General features: G+C 61.4%; 18 protein-coding genes. 12 read left to right on the top strand and 6 right to left on the bottom strand.

What is annotated here, in order from left to right; translation table 11 throughout:
- The first annotated feature begins 350 nt into the window (after window positions 1–350).
- The 4 genes from FFR93_RS33175 to FFR93_RS33160 all read left to right on the top strand — a co-directional run bounded on the left by FFR93_RS33175 (window position 351) and on the right by FFR93_RS33160 (window position 5,758).
- Window positions 351–1,298 (top strand): ornithine cyclodeaminase family protein, encoded by a 948-nt coding sequence (locus FFR93_RS33175; RefSeq protein WP_064708209.1) that lies wholly within the window; start codon window positions 351–353, stop codon window positions 1,296–1,298.
- A complete protein-coding gene (gene hrpB, locus FFR93_RS33170; RefSeq protein WP_138396311.1) occupies window positions 1,295–3,760 on the top strand; it encodes an ATP-dependent helicase HrpB in 2,466 nt (821 codons plus the stop codon). Before FFR93_RS33175 ends, hrpB begins: the two co-directional genes overlap by 4 nt.
- Window positions 3,761–3,781: 21 nt before the next feature.
- Entirely contained in the window at window positions 3,782–5,110 is a 1,329-nt protein-coding gene (locus tag FFR93_RS33165) for an ActS/PrrB/RegB family redox-sensitive histidine kinase (RefSeq protein ID WP_138396310.1), read from the top strand.
- 69 nt (window positions 5,111–5,179) lie between these two features.
- A complete protein-coding gene (locus FFR93_RS33160; protein WP_138396309.1) occupies window positions 5,180–5,758 on the top strand; it encodes an ActR/PrrA/RegA family redox response regulator transcription factor in 579 nt (192 codons plus the stop codon).
- A gap of 11 nt (window positions 5,759–5,769) precedes the next feature.
- Here FFR93_RS33160 and FFR93_RS33155 read toward each other — a convergent pair whose 3' ends face one another.
- Window positions 5,770–6,264: an MmcB family DNA repair protein gene (locus FFR93_RS33155; RefSeq protein ID WP_138396308.1), complete on the bottom strand. Its 495-nt coding sequence runs from the start codon at window positions 6,262–6,264 to the stop codon at window positions 5,770–5,772.
- Between the two features lie 178 nt (window positions 6,265–6,442).
- Between FFR93_RS33155 and FFR93_RS33150 the strand changes: the two genes are divergently transcribed.
- The gene (locus FFR93_RS33150; RefSeq protein WP_064712439.1) at window positions 6,443–7,126 is read left to right on the top strand and encodes a L,D-transpeptidase; all 684 of its coding nucleotides are present in this window, start codon (window positions 6,443–6,445) and stop codon (window positions 7,124–7,126) included.
- A gap of 71 nt (window positions 7,127–7,197) precedes the next feature.
- Here FFR93_RS33150 and FFR93_RS33145 read toward each other — a convergent pair whose 3' ends face one another.
- From FFR93_RS33145 to hslV, 5 genes are all read right to left on the bottom strand, one after another.
- Window positions 7,198–9,369 (bottom strand): malate synthase G, encoded by a 2,172-nt coding sequence (locus tag FFR93_RS33145; RefSeq protein ID WP_138396307.1) that lies wholly within the window; start codon window positions 9,367–9,369, stop codon window positions 7,198–7,200.
- An 85-nt stretch (window positions 9,370–9,454) separates the two neighbouring features.
- Window positions 9,455–10,867, bottom strand: a complete 1,413-nt coding sequence (locus tag FFR93_RS33140; protein ID WP_138396306.1) for a cytochrome P450 — start codon at window positions 10,865–10,867, stop codon at window positions 9,455–9,457.
- Between the two features lie 48 nt (window positions 10,868–10,915).
- Entirely contained in the window at window positions 10,916–11,863 is a 948-nt protein-coding gene (locus FFR93_RS33135; protein WP_138396305.1) for a DUF1402 family protein, read from the bottom strand.
- A gap of 187 nt (window positions 11,864–12,050) precedes the next feature.
- Window positions 12,051–13,358, bottom strand: coding sequence for an ATP-dependent protease ATPase subunit HslU (gene hslU, locus FFR93_RS33130; protein WP_064708200.1), 1,308 nt, complete (start codon window positions 13,356–13,358; stop codon window positions 12,051–12,053).
- Between the two features lie 105 nt (window positions 13,359–13,463).
- On the bottom strand, window positions 13,464–13,991 hold the full coding sequence (gene hslV / locus FFR93_RS33125; protein WP_064708199.1) for an ATP-dependent protease subunit HslV: 528 nt from the start codon (window positions 13,989–13,991) through the stop codon (window positions 13,464–13,466).
- A 176-nt stretch (window positions 13,992–14,167) separates the two neighbouring features.
- Here hslV and hisB point away from each other — a divergent pair, with 176 nt between their 5' ends.
- From hisB to hisF, 7 genes are read left to right on the top strand one after another with little or no spacing between them, the layout of a single operon-like run.
- On the top strand, window positions 14,168–14,776 hold the full coding sequence (hisB, locus tag FFR93_RS33120; protein WP_064708246.1) for an imidazoleglycerol-phosphate dehydratase HisB: 609 nt from the start codon (window positions 14,168–14,170) through the stop codon (window positions 14,774–14,776).
- Between the two features lie 21 nt (window positions 14,777–14,797).
- The gene (locus tag FFR93_RS33115) at window positions 14,798–15,283 is read left to right on the top strand and encodes a DUF2628 domain-containing protein (RefSeq protein ID WP_064708198.1); all 486 of its coding nucleotides are present in this window, start codon (window positions 14,798–14,800) and stop codon (window positions 15,281–15,283) included.
- Window positions 15,284–15,285: 2 nt separating this feature from the next.
- Window positions 15,286–15,936: an imidazole glycerol phosphate synthase subunit HisH gene (gene hisH, locus FFR93_RS33110; RefSeq protein ID WP_064708197.1), complete on the top strand. Its 651-nt coding sequence runs from the start codon at window positions 15,286–15,288 to the stop codon at window positions 15,934–15,936.
- A gap of 52 nt (window positions 15,937–15,988) precedes the next feature.
- Window positions 15,989–16,171: a hypothetical protein gene (locus tag FFR93_RS33105; protein WP_064708196.1), complete on the top strand. Its 183-nt coding sequence runs from the start codon at window positions 15,989–15,991 to the stop codon at window positions 16,169–16,171.
- Window positions 16,168–16,725, top strand: coding sequence for a hypothetical protein (locus tag FFR93_RS33100; RefSeq protein WP_138396304.1), 558 nt, complete (start codon window positions 16,168–16,170; stop codon window positions 16,723–16,725). The genes FFR93_RS33105 and FFR93_RS33100 overlap by 4 nt, the downstream gene beginning before the upstream one ends.
- Window positions 16,726–16,731: 6 nt before the next feature.
- Window positions 16,732–17,478 (top strand): 1-(5-phosphoribosyl)-5-[(5-phosphoribosylamino)methylideneamino]imidazole-4-carboxamide isomerase, encoded by a 747-nt coding sequence (gene hisA, locus FFR93_RS33095; protein WP_138396303.1) that lies wholly within the window; start codon window positions 16,732–16,734, stop codon window positions 17,476–17,478.
- Window positions 17,478–18,266, top strand: coding sequence for an imidazole glycerol phosphate synthase subunit HisF (gene hisF, locus FFR93_RS33090; RefSeq protein WP_064708193.1), 789 nt, complete (start codon window positions 17,478–17,480; stop codon window positions 18,264–18,266). The genes hisA and hisF overlap by 1 nt, the downstream gene beginning before the upstream one ends.
- Window positions 18,267–18,270: the final 4 nt, after the last annotated feature.

The following is an 18,270-nucleotide window of genomic DNA, read 5'->3' as shown; positions in this document are numbered from 1 at the left end:
TGAGTTTCTTCAGAACGAGAGACTTCGTCGCCAGCAGCGCCGCCGCCCTCGTCAGTGAGTGGGCTTATAGAACTATCACCTTTTCCAAGTCAACAGCCATACCAAAAGTTTTTTGACATTTTTGTAACAGACTGAAAATCAAGGGTTTTTAGCGCCCGTCTCCAAAAACTACGAAATTCCCCGCCGGATGGGGCGGTTTTCAGGATTCGTTTTCGCCGAATCCGCAAGCAGAGGCTTCGGCGAGGGAGACATGGCTTATATAGGAAGCCCGAAGCGGAATTCCAGGTGCTTGCCTACGAGGCGCCTCACTCGCTAGTCTGGACGGAAAGAACGATCAGGCGGAGTGAAGAATGCTTGTCCTCGATGAAGAACAGACGCGCGCGGCCCTACCCTGGCCCGAACTGATCGAGGCGATCTCGCGCATGTTCCAGAGCGAATGTGTGATGCCGGTGCGCCATCACCATGAGATGGATGTGCCGAACGAGGAGAGCGCCACGCTGCTTCTGATGCCGGCCTGGGTTCCGGGGCGCTATGCCGGGGTGAAAACGGTCTCGGTCTTTCCCGGCAATATGCGGCGCGGCCTGCCGGCGATCTTCGGAACCTATCTTCTTTCCTCTGGCAGCACCGGCGAGATGCTGGCGGTCATCGACGGCGGCGAACTCACTGCACGGCGCACGGCGGCGGCATCGGCGCTGGCAGCCCGTTATCTCGCCCGCCCCGACGCGGAGGAGCTGCTCGTCTGCGGAACCGGGCGACTGTCGCTCAATCTGATGCTCGCTCACGCCACGACCCGGCCGCTCAGGAAATTCCGGGTCTGGGGCCGAAACGGACAGGCTGCCGAGAAGATCGCAGCCGAAGCACGCGCGCTCGACCTGAATGCCGAGGCGGTTGCGAACGCCGAAGCCGCCGCGCGAACGGCCGATATCATTTCCTGCGCAACGCTTTCCAGCGAGCCGCTGATATCAGGCGAATGGCTGAAACCAGGTGCTCATCTCGATCTTGTCGGCGCCTTCAAGCCAGGCATGCGCGAAAGCGACGATGAGGCCATCCGTCGCGCCAGCGTCTATGTCGATACGCGTGCCGGCGCCATCAGCGAGGCGGGCGATATCGTCCAGCCACTGAAAAGCGGCGTGCTCATGGAGACCGATATAAAAGCCGAGCTCGCGGAACTCGTGAGCGGCGCCCATCGCGGGCGCAGCGATGACGCCGAGATTACCTTGTTCAAATCCGTTGGAGCAGCGCTGGAAGATCTCGCCGGGGCGATTCTTGCCTATGAAACGGTGACGGGACGAAAGTGACAATCCCCACGTCGCTGCCGGAACTTCCGGTTTCGCATGTACTGCCAGCCATTGGCGTCGCCTTGGGCGAGCAGAAGCGCGCTGTTCTTTCCGCGCCGCCAGGGGCCGGCAAGACTACACTTGTGCCGCTTTACTTGCTTCACCAGGCCTGGCGCGGCGACGGCAAAATTATTCTGCTGGAGCCGCGGCGTCTGGCAGCGCGAGCGGCGGCAAGCCGGATGGCGTCGCTGCTCGGAGAGCAGGTCGGCGAAACAGTCGGCTACCGCATGCGCCTTGACAACAGGATATCGGCAGGGACGCGGATTGAAGTGGTGACGGAAGGGGTTTTTGCCCGGATGGTTCTCGACGATCCGGAGCTTGCCGGAATCTCGGCCGTGATCTTCGACGAATTCCACGAGCGTTCGCTCGATGCCGATTTCGGGCTGGCGCTGGCGCTCGACGTCCAATCCGCCCTGCGCGAGGATCTGCGTATCCTTGTGATGTCGGCGACGCTCGACGTCGAACGTGTGGCCGCCCTGCTCCAGGATCCACCTGTCATCGAAAGCCTGGGACGCAGCTTTCCCATCGATATCCGTTACCAGGACCGGCCGGGCAACGAACGCATCGACGATGCCGTGACACGGGCGATTATCGAGGCGCATGCCAACGAAACCGGCTCGATCCTCGCTTTCCTGCCCGGCCAGGCGGAAATCACGCGGACGGCGGAGCGGCTGCAGAGACGATTCGGGCCCGAAACGCTGATTGCGCCGCTCTATGGCAACCTCGGCCAGAAGGAGCAGGATGCCGCGATCCGACCGGCACCCACCGGCACGCGCAAGATTGTTCTCGCGACGTCGATTGCCGAAACATCGATCACCATCGACGGCGTGAGGATCGTGATCGACAGCGGGTTGCAGCGCCTGCCGGTATTCGAAGCATCGACCGGTATCACGCGGCTCGAGACGGTGCGCGTGTCGCGCGCTTCCGCCGATCAGCGGGCTGGCCGCGCCGGGCGAACGGCACCGGGCATCGCCGTCAGGCTGTGGCACCAGGGACAGACGGCGGCACTGCCGGCCTTCACGCCGCCGCAGATCCTTTCCAGCGATCTTTCCGGGCTGGTGCTCGATCTCGCGCACTGGGGTGTGCAGGATCCGCGGTCGCTGGCCTTTGTCGATCAACCGCCGGAAACGACGCTTAAGGAAGCGCGGGTTCTGCTTGGCCAGCTCGGCGCGCTCGACAAGGACGGTGCGTTGACGTCGCGCGGCAAGGTGATGCGCGATCTCGCCCTGCCGCCACGGCTTGCCGCGATGGTCGTCTCGGCGGGCGAATCGGGGCATGCACGCGATGCGGCATCGATCGCCGTGCTTCTGACCGAACAGGGACTTGGTGGAACGAGCCTTGATATCGAGGAGCGGCTGCGGCGCTTCAAGGCCGAGCGCGGCGAAAGAGCGGAAGCCTCGCGGCGGCTCGCGGCGCGGTTGGCGAGCGGGCTCGACAGGATTGCCGCAACGGCGCCGGCGCTTGCGGGCCAGCTTCTGCTGCACGCTTTCCCGGATCGAATCGCGCTTCAGCGGGGCGGGCGCGGGCGATTCGTGATGGCGAACGGTCGGGGAGCCGAGCTGCCGGAGACCGAGAGGCTCGCCGGTAGCCAGATGCTTGTGATCGCCGATCTCACCGGCCGGGCGGCGCAGGCGCGGATCCTGGCGGCGGCCGAAGTGACGCGCGGCGATATCGAAGCCGAATTGCCCGGCGAAATCAAAACCGACGATCAGATATTCTTCGACCGACAGAGCCGACAAGTGCGGGCGCGGCGGGCAACCCGGCTCGGCGCAATCGTCTTCGACGAGACCCCCTTGCCGCGTCCTTCGGGGGCGGCCGTCACCCGGGCGCTGATGGAAGGCGTGCGCGAAATCGGGCTCGATCAACTTGCCTTCTCGAAGGACGCCATCCAGCTGCGTGAGCGGATCGGGTTCCTTCACAGAACGATCGGCGACCCCTGGCCCGACGTCAGCGACACCGCTCTGCTTTCGCGAATGGAGGACTGGTTCGCTCCCTTCCAGGAAGACGCCCGAAGCCTCTCGGAGATTTCCGCGGCAGGGCTTTCGAACGGACTGATGTCGCTGGTGCCGCACGAGCTGCAGCGCGATCTTAGCCGGCTCGCCCCGACGCATTTCGAGGCGCCGACGGGCCAAAGGCATCCGATTCAATATGAGGGCGAGGAGCCGGTCCTGACGATCCGCGTGCAAGAGCTTTTCGGGCTCCGGCAGCACCCGGCGATCGCCGGAGGCCGCCTGCCGCTGCTCCTGGAGCTGACGTCGCCGGCGCATCGGCCGGTCCAGACGACACGCGACCTGCCTGGCTTCTGGGCCGGCTCATGGAAGGACGTACGTGCCGAGATGCGCGGGCGCTATCCCCGCCATCCCTGGCCGGAACGGCCGGAAGAAGCGTTGCCGACGACACGGGCAAAACCACGTGGTACATGAGAACCATCAAGGAGCCCCGGCATGATCGACAAGCCCGGCGTGATCGACAAGACGGAAAGCCAAACGCTGGGAGACAGGCACAGCAGCCGCAGGCTGCGTCTGCAGACGCTGGTGCGGCTGCGCTGGCTTGCCGTTGGCGGCCAGGCGCTGACAGTGTTCATAGTGGCCTTCTGGCTGAAATTTCCCTTGCCGCTGATCGCCAGCTCTTCGCTGATCGCTGCTCTTGCCGGGGTGAATTTCTATCTGACGATCCGCTATCCGCCGACCCATCGGCTGGGGCCGCCGGCCGCCTTCGCGCTGCTCGGCTTCGACCTGCTGCAACTCTGCGCGCTGCTCTTCATCACCGGCGGCCTTGCCAATCCCTTCGCCGCACTCGTCTGCGTGCCAGTCATCATCTCCTTTGCCTCGCAGCCGATCCGCTACAGCACAGCATTGATCGGTATTGCGATGGTCTGCGTTACGGTGCTTGCCTTCTCGCCTTTCCCGCTGCCCTGGTTCGACGGAGCCGAGATCAACGTCCACACTGTCATGCAGTTCGGCGTCTGGTGTTCGATCGCCTCGACGATGGCCTTTGCCGCCTTCTATGCCTATCGCGTCTCGATGGAAGCGAGCCAGCTTGCCGATGCGCTGGCCGCGACCGAACTGGTGCTGCAGCGGGAAAAGCATCTTTCGCAGCTCGACGGCTTGGCTGCGGCCGCCGCTCATGAGCTCGGCACGCCACTTGCCACGATCAGCGTTGTCGCCAAGGAAATGGAGCGCGAGCTCAAGGACGATGATCGCTTCCGCGAGGACGTCATGCTGCTGCGAAGCCAGAGCGAACGCTGCCGCGACATTCTGCGGCGGCTGACGACGCTCTCCTCCGAAGACGAGGCGCATATGCGCCGGTTGCCGCTTTCCTCGATGATCGAAGAGGTCGTTGCGCCGCACCGGGAATTCGGAATCGCGCTCGAACTCATCGAAAAAAGCCCGCGCAAGAGCGAACCGGTCACCGACCGCAATGCCGGCATCATGTACGGACTCGGAAATCTCATCGAAAATGCGGTCGATTATGCCAGGGAGAAAGTGACCGTCACCGTCGAGCACGATCACGATAAAGTGCTGATCGTCATCGAGGACGACGGCAATGGTTATTCGCCTGACATCCTGACGCGAATCGGCGAGCCCTATGTGACCAAGCGGCAGAAGGAAGATACGGCCGGCGGCCTCGGGCTCGGACTTTTCATCGCGAAGACGCTGCTGGAGCGCTCGGGCGCATCGCTGGTCTTCGAGAACCGCGAGCCGGAAAGAGCTGGCGCGCGCATCCGCATCGAATGGCCGCGGATGTTGATCGACGCAAATTCGACAAAATGACTTTGTGGGCATAAGTAGAATGAAAACGGTTGATCAAGATCAGACGTTCAGCCGCCGGGACCCGAGACGATGACAGAACAGAATCACGGAAATTTCGCCGCATCGGATGAAGACCATATCGGGCCCGATGCCAGTCTGCTGATCGTCGACGATGACGGGCCATTCCTGCGCCGTCTCGCACGGGCGATGGAGACACGCGGCTTTCAGGTGGAGACGGCCGAATCAGTGGCGGAGGGCGTTGCGAAATCGAAGAGCAGGCCGCCGAAATATGCTGTGGTCGACCTTCGCCTCGGCGACGGCAACGGGCTCGACGTCATCGAAGCGATCCGGCAGCGTCGCGACGACACCCGGATCATCGTGCTGACCGGCTACGGCAATATCGCAACAGCGGTGACGGCCGTAAAACTCGGAGCCGTCGATTATCTGGCCAAGCCAGCGGATGCCGATGATGTCTTTTCAGCGCTGACGCAGCGACCGGGCGAAAAGGCGGAGCTTCCCGAGAACCCGATGTCGGCCGATCGGGTGCGCTGGGAACACATCCAGCGGGTCTATGAAATGTGCGAGCGCAATGTTTCAGAAACGGCGCGCCGGCTCAACATGCATCGGCGAACGCTGCAGCGCATCCTTGCCAAACGCGCGCCGAAATAGCGAAATGTCGGTCAGGCATCATCCACGGTAAAAGGCTTTCCGTTGGCCCATTCGGCCATCATCAGCCTTTGCGCGGCGGCGCGCGAAAAACCGAGCGTGACGGATTTGCGCGTGGCAGGCGCCATGCGGTGTTCCGGCGCCTCGCGAATCATGTGGGCGCCATAGCCATCCGAGAGGAAAAGCCCGCATTCCTCGGGAAAGATCTCGAGCGGCACGCCCTCGTGAGTCGCAAAGAACAGCCGGTCGCAATGCAGCCTGTATTCCGGCCATTTCCGATCCACCCGGAAATCCTCGATCGATGTCTTGATTTCGATAATCCAGACTTCGCCCTTCTCCGAAAGCGTGATCAGATCGGCACGGCGGCCGCTGGCAAGCGGCAGTTCCGGCAGCACGGCATGGCGCATTTCGTGCAGCAAGATCTGCGTCCCGCGCCGCACCATCATGGCCCTGTCCGATTGCCGGCCATCGATTAACGGATTGTTATTGTAAACGCTCAAAATCGTCATGGATAACCGTCGCCAAGCCGGGCCTTTTGTTGCAAAAAAACCATGCGCTTTTAATTTGCGCTGCAGACGAAATCGTCGCGCCACAGCAGCCTTGCAAAGCGCAAGTTAATCGAAAATAAACCATAATCAACGATGGTCGAAAGACCTTCTCCTCGCCCAAAACTTTCAAGAGTCATTCATGCGCATCCGCAATGCATTCCCTGTATTTGGCCTATTGACGACGATCGCTCTGGCCGGTTGCTCCACGACCTCAGACAGCGCCTCCGTCGACAACAAGGGCGCAGGCCCGACGGTGCAGACGGCACAAATCTTCAATGACGCCTATGGCGTGACGAAGGATGCAGGGTACTCCCTGCCGGCGATCCCGATCGACAGGGTCAAGCCGCAATTCCGCCGCCAGGTCGTCAGCTACGAGACCACCGAGCGTCCGGGAACGATCATCGTCAACACGCGCGAGCGCTTCCTCTATTACATCCTGCCAAACGGCAAGGCGATGCGTTACGGCATCGGCGTCGGCAAACAGGGCTTCGCATGGGCCGGCACCGCCTACGTCGCCTGGAAGCAGGAATGGCCGACCTGGCACCCGCCGAAGGAGATGGCCGTCCGGCGGCCCGACGTCGCCAAATATGTCGAAGACGGCATGGGCCCGGGCCTCAGCAATCCACTCGGCGCGCGCGCCATGTATCTCTTCAACGAGGACGGCAAGGACACGCTCTTCCGCCTGCACGGCACCCCGGAATGGGCTTCGATCGGCACCGCCGCATCCTCGGGCTGCATTCGCCTGATGAACCAGGACGTCATCGACCTCTATAGCCGCGTGCGTCCCGGCAAGGCGACCTCCAAGGTCATCGTCATCCAGTAAGCTAGATAGCGAATTCGGTATAAAAAAGGCCGCCGGACTGTCGTTCGGCGGCCCTTTTGTATTCTTTACCCTCAAGCGGTCTGCTTCGCCTTGAGCTCAAGGCGGCGGCGGTGAAGCACCGGTTCGGTGTAGCCGTTCGGCTGCTCCCTGCCCTTTAGCACGAGATCGAGAGCGGCCTGGAAAGCGATCGAGTGGTCGAAATTGCCAGCCATCGGCTGATAGGCCGGATCGGACTCGTTCTGCCGATCGACGATGGCGGCCATGCGTTTCATCGTTTCGACGATCTGAGCTTCGGTGACCACCTGGTGGTGCAGCCAATTCGCCATGTGCTGGGCGGAAATGCGCAATGTCGCGCGGTCCTCCATCAGGCCGACATTGTTGATATCAGGCACCTTCGAGCAACCGACGCCCTGATCGACCCAGCGCACGACATAGCCAAGGATACCCTGTGCGTTGTTGTCGAGTTCTCGCTGGATCTCTTCCGCCGTCCAGTTCGGCCGCACGGCAACCGGCACGGAGAGAATGTCGGAAAGCCGGGCGCGAGCCCGGTCCTTCAGCCCCTGCTGGACCTTGGCGACGTTGACGCGGTGATAATGGGTGGCATGTAGGGTCGCCGCCGTCGGCGAGGGAACCCAGGCGGTGTTTGCGCCGGCCTTCGGATGGGCGATCTTCTGTTCCAACATCGCCGCCATCAGATCCGGCATCGCCCACATGCCCTTGCCGATCTGGGCGTGGCCGGAGAGGCCGCATTCCAGCCCGATATCGACGTTCCAGTTCTCGTAGGCGGAAATCCAGGCTGCCTGGCGCATATCGCCCTTGCGAATCATCGGACCGGCTTCCATCGAGGTGTGGATCTCGTCGCCGGTACGGTCGAGGAAGCCGGTATTGATGAAGACAACACGCTCACGGGCGGCGCGGATGCATTCCTTGAGATTGACCGTGGTGCGCCGCTCCTCGTCCATGATGCCCATCTTGATGGTGTTGCGCGCCATGCCGAGCATGTCTTCGACCCGCGAGAAGATCTCGACCGCGAAGGCGACCTCTTCCGGCCCATGCATCTTCGGCTTGACCACATACATGGAGCCGCTGCGCGAATTCTTCTTCCGCCCAGACGGGCCGATATCGTAAAGCGCGATCAGGCTGGTGATGACGGCATCCATGATGCCCTCAGGCACTTCGTTGCCGTCCTTGTCGAGGATCGCCGGATTGGTCATGAGATGGCCGACGTTGCGCACCAGCATCAGCGAGCGGCGATGCACCTCGAAGCGGGCGCCATCAGAACCGACATACTCCAGATCCGGATTGAGCTTACGGATGAAGCTCGTTCCGCCCTTCGCTACTTCTTCCTGCAGATCGCCCTTCATCAGGCCGAGCCAGTTGCGATAGACGACGACCTTGTCCTCGGCGTCGACGGCGGCAATCGAATCCTCGCAGTCCATGATCGTGGTGATCGCCGATTCCAGCCAGACATCGGAAATATGGGCCGGATCGGCCTTGCCGATCGCCGTAGTCGGGTCGATGACGATGTCGATATGGATGCCGTTGTTCTTCAGCAGAATATGGGTCGGCGTCGCGGCATCACCGCGATAACCGGCAAAATGCCCCCCATCCCCGAGCCTTGTCTGCTCGCCGTCGACCGATTTGACGGCGAGCGTTCCGTCCTTGACGGCGAAGCTGCCGACATCCTTCCAGCTGCTGTCCTGCAGCGGCGCCGCAGTATCGAGGAAATCTCGCACCCAGGCGATGACCTTTTCGCCGCGCTTTGAATTGTAACCCTTGCCCTTCTCGGCGCCGTCGCTCTCGGGAATGGCGTCAGTGCCATAGAGCGCGTCATAGAGCGAGCCCCAGCGGGCATTTGCGGCGTTCAGGGCATAACGGGCATTCATCACGGGAACGACGAGCTGCGGACCAGCGATCGAAGCGATCTCGGGATCGACGTTTTCGGTCGAGACCTGGAAGTCCGATCCTTCCGGAAGGAGGTAGCCGATGCTGCGGAGAAAGGACTGATATTCGTCCATATCCGGCGGGGCGCCATGCTGGCGATACCAATCATCGATCTTCGTCTGCAGCTCGTCGCGTTTAGCGAGCAGCGCGCGATTGCGCGGGGCGAGATCGTGGACGATCGCCGAAAAATCGGCAAAAAACCTGTCCGCATCGATCGCCAGACCCGGCAGAGCCTCCTGCGTCAGGAAATCGTGTAGGACGGTTTCAATGGCAAGACCGTTCTTATCAATGCGGCTCATGCGATAGTCTCCCTGGCAACGCCTGTGAATGCTGCCACTTTGCCCGGCTTTCATTCACAGTCAATTCTGCAATAGTTCGAAAGATTTATGCCGTTCGGGAAATTATGCGCGACGTCACGCGCATGGGAAGTCCGTTCTGCGGCTGAGTCGTCAGCTTCTGAACCGGCCAGGGATTAGTGGTTTCCGTCTGATCAAAACGGAAACGGTGCATCATCACGGCCAGCGCGATCACCGCCTCCTGCAGCGCAAAAGTCGCGCCGATGCAGACGCGCGGGCCGGCGCCGAACGGCAGAAACTGGAAGCGGCCGATGCTGCCGCGGTTTTCCGGCAGGAATCGTTCCGGCATGTAGGCGCGCGGCTTTTCCCAATAAAGTTCGTGGCGATGCAGCGTCCACGGCATGATGAGCACGGTAATGTCGGCCGGTATTTCGACCTTTTCGCCCTTGGCATTCGTCCATAGATCATCGGCGATGGCGGCGCGATTGATCGAAGGGGCCGGCGGATAAAGTCTGAGAGCCTCTTCAAAGGCTGCCCGCGTCACCGGCATCAGATCCAGCCATTCCACCGGCTCGGCGCCGGTTGCCAGAACAGCGTCGATTTCCGCTTCCATCGCCTCGCGGATATGCGGGCTGTTGGCGACACAATAAAGGGTCCAGGCCAGCGCACGCGCGGTCGTTTCGTGCCCGGCGCCGATAAAGGTCAGGATATTGTCCTCGATCTCCTCTTTGGTCAGGCCATCGGGGCCCGCCTGTTCCAGGAGCAGCGTCAGAAAATCTTCCGGTGCGGCGGCACGATTGGCCTTCATTTTCGCCAGACGCATATCCATGGTGTCGCGAACGATCGCCCTGAATTTCTCCAGCACCTTCTGGCCGCCGATGCGGGTGAGACGCGGCACCCAGGAAGGCGCCCGCAGCAGGTCCATCGGGTCGACCCGGCCCATGCGGTGGAGAAGCTGGTTGACGTCGTCGGCGAAATGGCCGCTCGACGAGACGATTTCGCCGGAAAAGAGGGTTTCAGCAAGAATCGCAAAGGTGAGGTCGGTCATGTCGGCGGCGATATCGAAGACCTGGCCAGCCGCATCGGCGCCCGTGTATTTCCGGACAAAATCTTCCGATTGCCGCAGCATCTGGCCGGCAAAACCTTTGGCGTGTCGCGGCGTGAAGACCGGGGCAACCGCCTTTCGCGACCGCTTCCAGACCTGGCCTTCCGCCGTCAGCAGACCGTCGCGCAGGATCGGCCGCAGCACCAGCTGGCGAATATCAGACATGCGGTAATTGCCAGCATTGTCGACCAACACGTGCTTGATCAGGCCGGGATCGTTGACGATGAGGGTGTGCTGCCCGAAGAAACTCGTCTTGATCCAGGGCAGAGTATAAGAGGGCTCACCCCAGAGTTCGAGCGGGTTGCGCAGGATGATGCGGATGATGTCCAACCGGCTGGGCGGCACGGTGCGCGGCAACGGTGCCGGCGGAACGAAGGGATCAGGACGCATGTCCATCGTCAAAGCCTTTCGGGGAAGATCGACGCCTTCCCGGCAAGCTTGAAGCTAGAGCAGGCCCTTGAGTTCGTCCAGCTTGTCGTTGATCAGCCAGCCGTAATAATTCTCTTCCGGCCAGACGGTCGCGACGGCAGAGCGGTTTTTCGAAGCAAGGGCTAAGGCACGCTGGCGCGAGTTGCCGACGTTGTAAAGCGTTGCCGTCAGGCCGGGATTGCCCGAGATATCCATGCCGGCAATCTCCTTGTAATCGTCGATCGATCTGCGGATCGAGGCGGCGACGAAGGCGAGCGAGATGTCAGGATCCATGATGGCTCTATAGACGGCGCCGGCATTCTTCTCGTTCAGCTTGGGGTAACCGGAGACGCGGCTGACGAGATCGGAGAGCATCAGCGCCGTCAGGGGGTTGACCTGGCCGAGGCCGAAAGTCTGGCCGGCGTAGAAGGGCTGGAAGAAGACCGCGCTGAAGCGGTTATTGGGGAAGCTCTCGCCGCTGACCGTTTTGCCGCGGAAATCGCTTTCCCAGACATCTTCCCGGCAAGACCAGAGCGTATAGGAATCACTCTTGCCCTTGCACTCGGCAAATTGGGGCCGCGCCACGAAATCATCGATGCTTTCGCCGTCATAGGCGAAACGGAAGCTTTCACCGGCATAGGAGGCGGCCTTGACGTAATAGGCCTGCAGCCGGTCGTAGGCGTCGACATTGTAAGTATGCTCGCCGACGATCGCGCCGATAACATGGATAGGATTGATGCCGTAAGCGCCGGAGACCTTGCGAATCTTGGCCATGAGCTCGCGATCGGTCGCGAGAAGCTCATGGACCTTCTCATATTTCAGATCGAAACTGCTTTTGGTGCCCTTCGTGCGGCGGACGGACGCGCCGGGAATATCGGGCTGCTCAGCATGACGATTGCCGGCCGGCACCGTCTGCATTGCGAATGCAGGCGCCGAATTCACCAGGGCAACGGCAATCAAAAGACTTGTCAAAAGGCGTCGCACGATCCGCTATCCCATCCGTTCATCGTCCTGTTCGCGATGCGGCTGAGTGGACCAGAATCTTGGCCGAATAAAGCCGCGGCGGAAAACAAAACGGGCCTTCACTAAAAAGGAAAAGGCCCGCTGTCGATAGTCGAATCGACTGAATGCGGCATTCAGATCGGTAAAGCCATGAACCGGTGCGCCGATATCACAGAATGAAGCGTGACAGATCCGTATTCTGTGCGAGGTCGCCGACATGCTCGCGCACATAGGCTGCATCGATCGTGATGGCTGCCCCGGCCCGATCGGGCGCATTGTAGGAAATATCGTCCAGGACCCGCTCCATCACCGTCTGCAGACGGCGTGCGCCGATATTCTCCACGGAGGAGTTCAAATGCACCGCGACATCGGCGAGCGCGTCGATCGCATCCTCGGTGAAGTCGAGGTTCAGGTTTTCAGTTTCCATCAGCGCCCGATACTGGCGGATGAGGCTTGCTTCGGTCTCCGTCAGGATCCGGCGGAAATCCTCCTTGTTCAGCGGGCGCAGCTCGACACGGATCGGCAGTCGGCCCTGCAATTCGGGCAGAAGATCCGACGGTTTGGAGACATGGAAGGCGCCGGAGGCGATGAAGAGAATATGGTCTGTCTTGACAGGCCCATACTTGGTCGAGACCGTCGTGCCTTCGACGAGCGGCAGCAGGTCGCGCTGGACACCTTCGCGCGAAACGCCCGCGCCCATGCCGCCGTCGCGAGCGGCGATCTTGTCGATTTCGTCGAGGAAGACAATCCCGTCATTCTCGGTGGAGCGAACGGCCTCGCGCTGGATCACCTCATTGTCTATCAGCTTATCTGATTCATCGCGGATCAGGTCGGTATAGGAAGCCTTGACCGTCGTGCGCACCTTCTTGGTGCGTCCGCCCATCGCCTTGCCGAACATTTCCGACAGGTTGAGCACGCCGATATTGGCGCCTGGCATACCGGGTATTTCGAAGCCCCCCATGCCGGAACCGGCATCGGCCACCTCGATATCGATTTCCTTGTCGTCGAGTTCGCCATCCCTTAGCTTCTTGCGGAAACTTTCGCGGGTGGCCGGCGAAGCGGTGGTGCCGACCAGCGCATCGAGGACACGCTCCTCGGCGCTCACATGCGCCTTGGCTTGCACCTCTGCCCGTTTCTTCTCACGCACAAGACCGATGCCGACCTCGACCAGATCGCGGATGATCTGCTCGACATCACGGCCGACATAGCCGACTTCGGTGAACTTGGTGGCTTCGACCTTAATGAAGGGCGCGCCGGCGAGTTTTGCCAAGCGGCGGGAGATCTCCGTCTTACCGACACCGGTCGGACCGATCATCAGGATGTTTTTCGGCATGACTTCGTCGCGCAGGCTCGGGTCGAGCTGCTGGCGACGCCAGCGATTGCGCAGTGCAATCGCGACGGCGCGTTTGGCATCATGCTGGCCGATGATGTAGCGGTCGAGTTCGGAAACGATCTCGCGGGGGGAAAAGGTCGTCATTGCGCATCATTCTCCTGGCGGTCCGGAGCCATCGGCACCCGGCCGCAATTCGTCGTTGATTCGCCGCGACGGATCAGCCGCGGCAGCAGCCAAAGGGCCTGGAATTCAAACCTCGACATCCAGCGATTCCACCACGATATTGTGGTTGGTGTAGACGCAGATGTCAGCGGCGATATCGAGGGCGCGCCGGGCGATCTCTTCGGCCGATTTGTCGGTATCCATCAGTGCACGGGCGGCGGCGAAAGCAAAATTGCCACCAGAACCGATCGCCGTCGTTCCGTGTTCGGGCTCCAGAACATCGCCGTTGCCGGTGATTGCCAGCGTGATCGACTTGTCGGCAACGAGCATCATGGCTTCGAGATTACGCAGGTATTTGTCTGTGCGCCAGTCCTTGGCGAGCTCGACGGCGGCGCGCATCAGCTGGCCGGGATATTGCTCCAGCTTCTTTTCAAGCCTTTCGAGCAGGGTGAAGGCGTCAGCCGTGGCGCCGGCGAAACCGGCGACGACCTCGCCCTTGCCGATGCGCCGTACCTTCCGGGCGTTGCCCTTCATGACGGTCTGGCCGAGGCTCACCTGGCCATCGCCCGCCATCACCACCTTGCCGCCTTTTCGAACTGTAATGATTGTTGTCATAAAACACCTGTCTGCCCATGACGCGGGCCTTTACATAAAACCGCATACCGTCCTTGTTGAACCCTATGTAAGCAGGCCGGGGCCGATTGCAAATGGGCGGGCTTTTCTCCTGCCCGGCTTCTGGATATTTGCCGATGCGCCTGATAAGGAACGGCCTTATTCCGATGGAGGGCCACATGGCCGAGACCGCAGCAAGCCGCACGGGCAGCGTTTCCCGCAAAACCAACGAGACGTCGATTTCCGTTTCCGTCAATCTCGACGGCACTGGCAAATCGAAGATTTCGAGCGGCGTCGGCTTCTTCGACCATATGCTCGACCAGCTTTCGCGGCACTCGCTCATCGACATGGAGATTGAAGCCAAGGGCGACCTGCATATCGACGATCATCATACGGTCGAGGACACAGGCATCGCGATTGGCCAAGCGATCTCGAAAGCGCTCGGCGACCGCCGGGGTATCACACGCTACGCTTCGATCGATCTTGCCATGGACGAGACGATGACCAAGGCTGCGGTCGATCTTTCGGGCCGGCCGTTCCTCGTCTGGAATGTCGCCTTCAGCGCGCCGAAGATCGGCACCTTCGACACGGAACTCGTGCGCGAATTCTTCCAGGCGCTCGCCCAGAATGCCGGCATCACCTTGCATGTTCTCAACCACTATGGCGCCAACAACCACCATATTGCCGAGACATGCTTCAAGGCCGTTGCCCGCGCATTGCGCACGGCGACAGAGATCGATCCGAGACAGGCAGACCGTGTTCCCTCGACGAAGGGCACGCTCGTCTGAGCCCCTCAGGGAGCTGCGACAATGACATCCAGCTATATTTTCCTGACGCCGCCCGGCGCTACGAACGCCACGGCCGAAGAAACGCGAACCATTCGCGACGGCTTCACGTTCCTCGGGTTGCTGTTTCCATGGATCTGGCTGCTGGCACACCGACTGTGGCTGCATGCGGCCGCGGCTTTCGCGCTGCAGACGATCGGCGGGGCGCTGATGGATGAACCGGGCCTCTGGCCGGCGGGAGTGGCAATCATGCTTGGCGTGAACATGATCGTCGGTCTCGAGGGTCAGAACTGGCGCATCCGCAATCTCGCCGCCAAGGGTTGGAACGAGAACGCACTCATTGCGGCCGACAAGCTCGACATTGCCGAGCAGATTTATTTTTCGGACGGGCCAGCCGCAGCGGATCATGACGACACCGTCGTACCGGACTGGCAGAACAAGCCCGGTGCAAACAGTTCGCGCGGCCAGGCTACGTCGCTTGGTCTGTTTGGCTTTGATGGAGGACGCTGACGATGCGCGTCGCGATTATCGACTACGGTTCCGGCAATCTACGTTCGGCCACCAAGGCTTTCGAACGGGCCGCCCGCGAGGCGGGAATCGATGCCCGTATCGACCTTACCGATAAAGCGGAGGACGTCGCCGCGGCCGACCGTATCGTACTTCCAGGCGTCGGTGCTTATGCCGATTGCCGGCACGGTCTCGATGCTGTGCCCGGAATGGCGGAGGTGCTGATCGAGGCCGTCGAGAAGAAGGCGCGGCCTTTCCTCGGTATCTGCGTCGGCATGCAGCTCATGTCCTCACGCGGTCTCGAGAAGACCGTGACGCACGGCTTCGGCTGGATCCCCGGCGATGTCATTGAGATGACGCCTGGCGATCCGGCGTTGAAGATACCGCAGATCGGCTGGAACACGCTCGACCTGAAGCGCGAACATCCGCTCATCGACGCAATTCCCACCGGGCCACAGGGGCTGCACGCCTATTTCGTGCATTCCTACCATCTTGCCGCCGAAAATGCCGAGGATGTCATTGCGACGGTCGATTATGGCGGCCCGATGACCGCCCTCGTCGGGCGCGACAACATGGTGGGTGCCCAGTTTCACCCGGAAAAGAGCCAGAAGCTCGGCCTCGCCCTGATCGCCAATTTCCTGCGCTGGAACCCGTAATACCTCCGCCTTATTTCCTCTTTATGGAAAGAGCGGAACAGGAGTGCGCTCGATGCCGGAGTCGCGGAAATCAGGCAAGGTGTTCTATATGCTGAGACCCTCCCGAGAGGGTCTGCCTCCCTTCTCGGACATCCGGCTCCCCGACGGAACGATCATTCGCCGTGTCGACGAAGCCCTCCATAAAAGAGCGCTTTCGAACGCGGCCAAGGCATTGAAAGAAAGGCTGGACCGATGATCCACGAATTTCTTGCCGGCAATGAGAATTCGCAGCTGCGCGCCAATGGGATCAACGCCGGCGATATCACCGAAGCCGTGCTGGAATTTTATATCGAAGATGAAGACGATCTGATCGGGCTGATCGCCTACGCGCTCTACGAGCGGCAAAAGCGCGATTTCGTCATCAGCTATCGCAAGCGAAATGCCGGCCGTTCGCCCAATGAGGCCGAGCTTGCCGCCGTCTCCAGCAACTATCTCTCCACCGACCTGCGCAATACGCTGCGCGATCGCGCCTCGCAGATTCTTTCGAGCTATGCCGAAACCTTTGTGGAGGCGATGGAGCCTGATATCCGGCTCGCCGCCGTCAACAGCGACGCGCTGCGACGGGTGCGCGAGATCGAGAAATCGGTCAAGAAACGCCTCGGTTTCTGGCGCCAAGTGCGTGCCGGTTTCATCGTCACCCTTCTGCTTCTGCTGCTTTTGAGCGCGGCCGCCATTGCCGCTGTCTTTTTCCGCTCGGATATCGTAGATGCGTGGAATGCGCTGATGACAGCGATCACTCTACGGACGTAAGACGACATGATCCTTTTTCCCGCGATCGACCTGAAGGGCGGCCAATGCGTCCGCCTGAAGCTCGGCGACATGCAGCAGGCGACGGTCTACAACACCGATCCGGCCGCCCAGGCGAAATCCTTCGAAGAGCAGGGTTTCGAATGGCTGCACGTGGTCGACCTCGACGGCGCCTTTGCGGGACATTCGGCTAATGGCGACGCCGTCGAGGCGATCCTGAAGGCGACGAAAAATCCGGTGCAACTCGGCGGCGGCATCCGTACGCTCGCTCATATCGAGGCCTGGCTGTCTCGCGGACTGCGGCGCGTCATTCTCGGCACCGTCGCGGTCAGAAATCCTGATCTGGTCATCGAGGCCTGCCGGCAATTTCCGGACCAGGTTGCCGTCGGCATCGACGCCAAGGGCGGCAAGGTGGCGGTCGAGGGTTGGGCCGAGGCCTCGGAACTCGGCATCATCGAGCTTGCCAGGAAATTCGAGGGCGCCGGCGTCGCCGCGATCATCTATACCGATATCGACCGCGACGGCATCCTGACCGGCATCAACTGGAGCTCGACGCTGGAGCTTGCCGATGCCGTCTCCATTCCCGTCATCGCCTCGGGCGGCCTTGCCTCCATTGAAGACATCAAGCGCATGCTGCAGCCCGACGCACGAAAGCTCGAAGGCGCGATTTCAGGCCGTGCGCTCTATGACGGCCGCATCGGCCCGGCGGAAGCGCTGGCGTTGATCAAGGCCAGCAGGGCAAAGGAAACCGCATAATGACCCTCAAAGCCCGTGTCATCCCCTGCCTCGACGTCAAGGACGGCCGCGTCGTCAAGGGCGTCAACTTTCTCAATCTCGTCGATGCCGGCGACCCGGTCGAAGCGGCGAAGGCCTATGACGCCGCCGGCGCCGACGAGCTCTGCTTCCTCGACATCACCGCGTCCTCGGACAATCGCGAGACGATCTTCGATGTCGTATCGCGCACGGCCGACCAGTGCTTCATGCCGCTGACCGTCGGCGGCGGAGTGAGAACCATCGCCGATATCCGCAAGCTGCTGCTGTGCGGCGCCGACAAGGTGTCGATCAATTCAGCAGCCGTCAGCAATCCCGATTTCGTTGCCGAGGCGGCCGACAAGTTCGGCGATCAGTGCATCGTCGTCTCGATCGATGCCAAACGCAGGCGCACGCAGGCGGTCGGCGGCGACAATCTCAGCGCCTGGGAGATCTATACGCATGGCGGCCGCAACGCGACCGGCATCGATGCGGTTGAGTTCGCCCAGAAGATGGTGGCGCGCGGTGCCGGCGAGTTGCTGGTCACCTCGATGGACCGCGACGGCACCAAGGTCGGCTATGATCTGGAACTGACGCGGACGATTGCCGATGCGGTGCGCGTTCCGGTGATCGCCTCGGGCGGCGTCGGCGACCTCGACGATCTCGTCGCCGGGGTGAAGGAGGGCCACGCCAATGCCGTGCTCGCCGCATCGATCTTCCACTTCGGCACCTATTCCGTCGGCGAGGCGAAGCACTATATGTCGAAGTGCGGTATCGACATGCGTCTCGACTGAATCT

It is taken from the genome of Rhizobium sp. MHM7A (assembly GCF_005862215.1).
GTDB lineage: Bacteria > Pseudomonadota > Alphaproteobacteria > Rhizobiales > Rhizobiaceae > Rhizobium > Rhizobium bangladeshense.
The sequence above is the reverse complement of the archived record's forward strand: the minus strand, read 5'-3'. Positions and strand labels throughout refer to the sequence as shown.

What these genes read in the sequence shown, in the direction of transcription:
- hisH (WP_064708197.1), top strand. Translation starts at nt 15,286, where the DNA reads ATGCGCGTCGCGATTATCGACTACGGTTCCGGCAATCTACGTTCGGCC.
- FFR93_RS33105 (WP_064708196.1), top strand. Translation starts at nt 15,989, where the DNA reads ATGCCGGAGTCGCGGAAATCAGGCAAGGTGTTCTATATGCTGAGACCC.
- FFR93_RS33140 (WP_138396306.1), bottom strand. Translation starts at nt 10,867, where the DNA reads ATGGACATGCGTCCTGATCCCTTCGTTCCGCCGGCACCGTTGCCGCGC.
- FFR93_RS33145 (WP_138396307.1), bottom strand. Translation starts at nt 9,369, where the DNA reads ATGAGCCGCATTGATAAGAACGGTCTTGCCATTGAAACCGTCCTACAC.
- hisF (WP_064708193.1), top strand. Translation starts at nt 17,478, where the DNA reads ATGACCCTCAAAGCCCGTGTCATCCCCTGCCTCGACGTCAAGGACGGC.
- FFR93_RS33160 (WP_138396309.1), top strand. Translation starts at nt 5,180, where the DNA reads ATGACAGAACAGAATCACGGAAATTTCGCCGCATCGGATGAAGACCAT.
- hslV (WP_064708199.1), bottom strand. Translation starts at nt 13,991, where the DNA reads ATGACAACAATCATTACAGTTCGAAAAGGCGGCAAGGTGGTGATGGCG.
- hisB (WP_064708246.1), top strand. Translation starts at nt 14,168, where the DNA reads ATGGCCGAGACCGCAGCAAGCCGCACGGGCAGCGTTTCCCGCAAAACC.
- hslU (WP_064708200.1), bottom strand. Translation starts at nt 13,358, where the DNA reads ATGACGACCTTTTCCCCCCGCGAGATCGTTTCCGAACTCGACCGCTAC.
- FFR93_RS33155 (WP_138396308.1), bottom strand. Translation starts at nt 6,264, where the DNA reads ATGACGATTTTGAGCGTTTACAATAACAATCCGTTAATCGATGGCCGG.
- hisA (WP_138396303.1), top strand. Translation starts at nt 16,732, where the DNA reads ATGATCCTTTTTCCCGCGATCGACCTGAAGGGCGGCCAATGCGTCCGC.
- FFR93_RS33100 (WP_138396304.1), top strand. Translation starts at nt 16,168, where the DNA reads ATGATCCACGAATTTCTTGCCGGCAATGAGAATTCGCAGCTGCGCGCC.
- FFR93_RS33150 (WP_064712439.1), top strand. Translation starts at nt 6,443, where the DNA reads ATGCGCATCCGCAATGCATTCCCTGTATTTGGCCTATTGACGACGATC.
- FFR93_RS33115 (WP_064708198.1), top strand. Translation starts at nt 14,798, where the DNA reads ATGACATCCAGCTATATTTTCCTGACGCCGCCCGGCGCTACGAACGCC.
- FFR93_RS33175 (WP_064708209.1), top strand. Translation starts at nt 351, where the DNA reads ATGCTTGTCCTCGATGAAGAACAGACGCGCGCGGCCCTACCCTGGCCC.
- FFR93_RS33165 (WP_138396310.1), top strand. Translation starts at nt 3,782, where the DNA reads ATGATCGACAAGCCCGGCGTGATCGACAAGACGGAAAGCCAAACGCTG.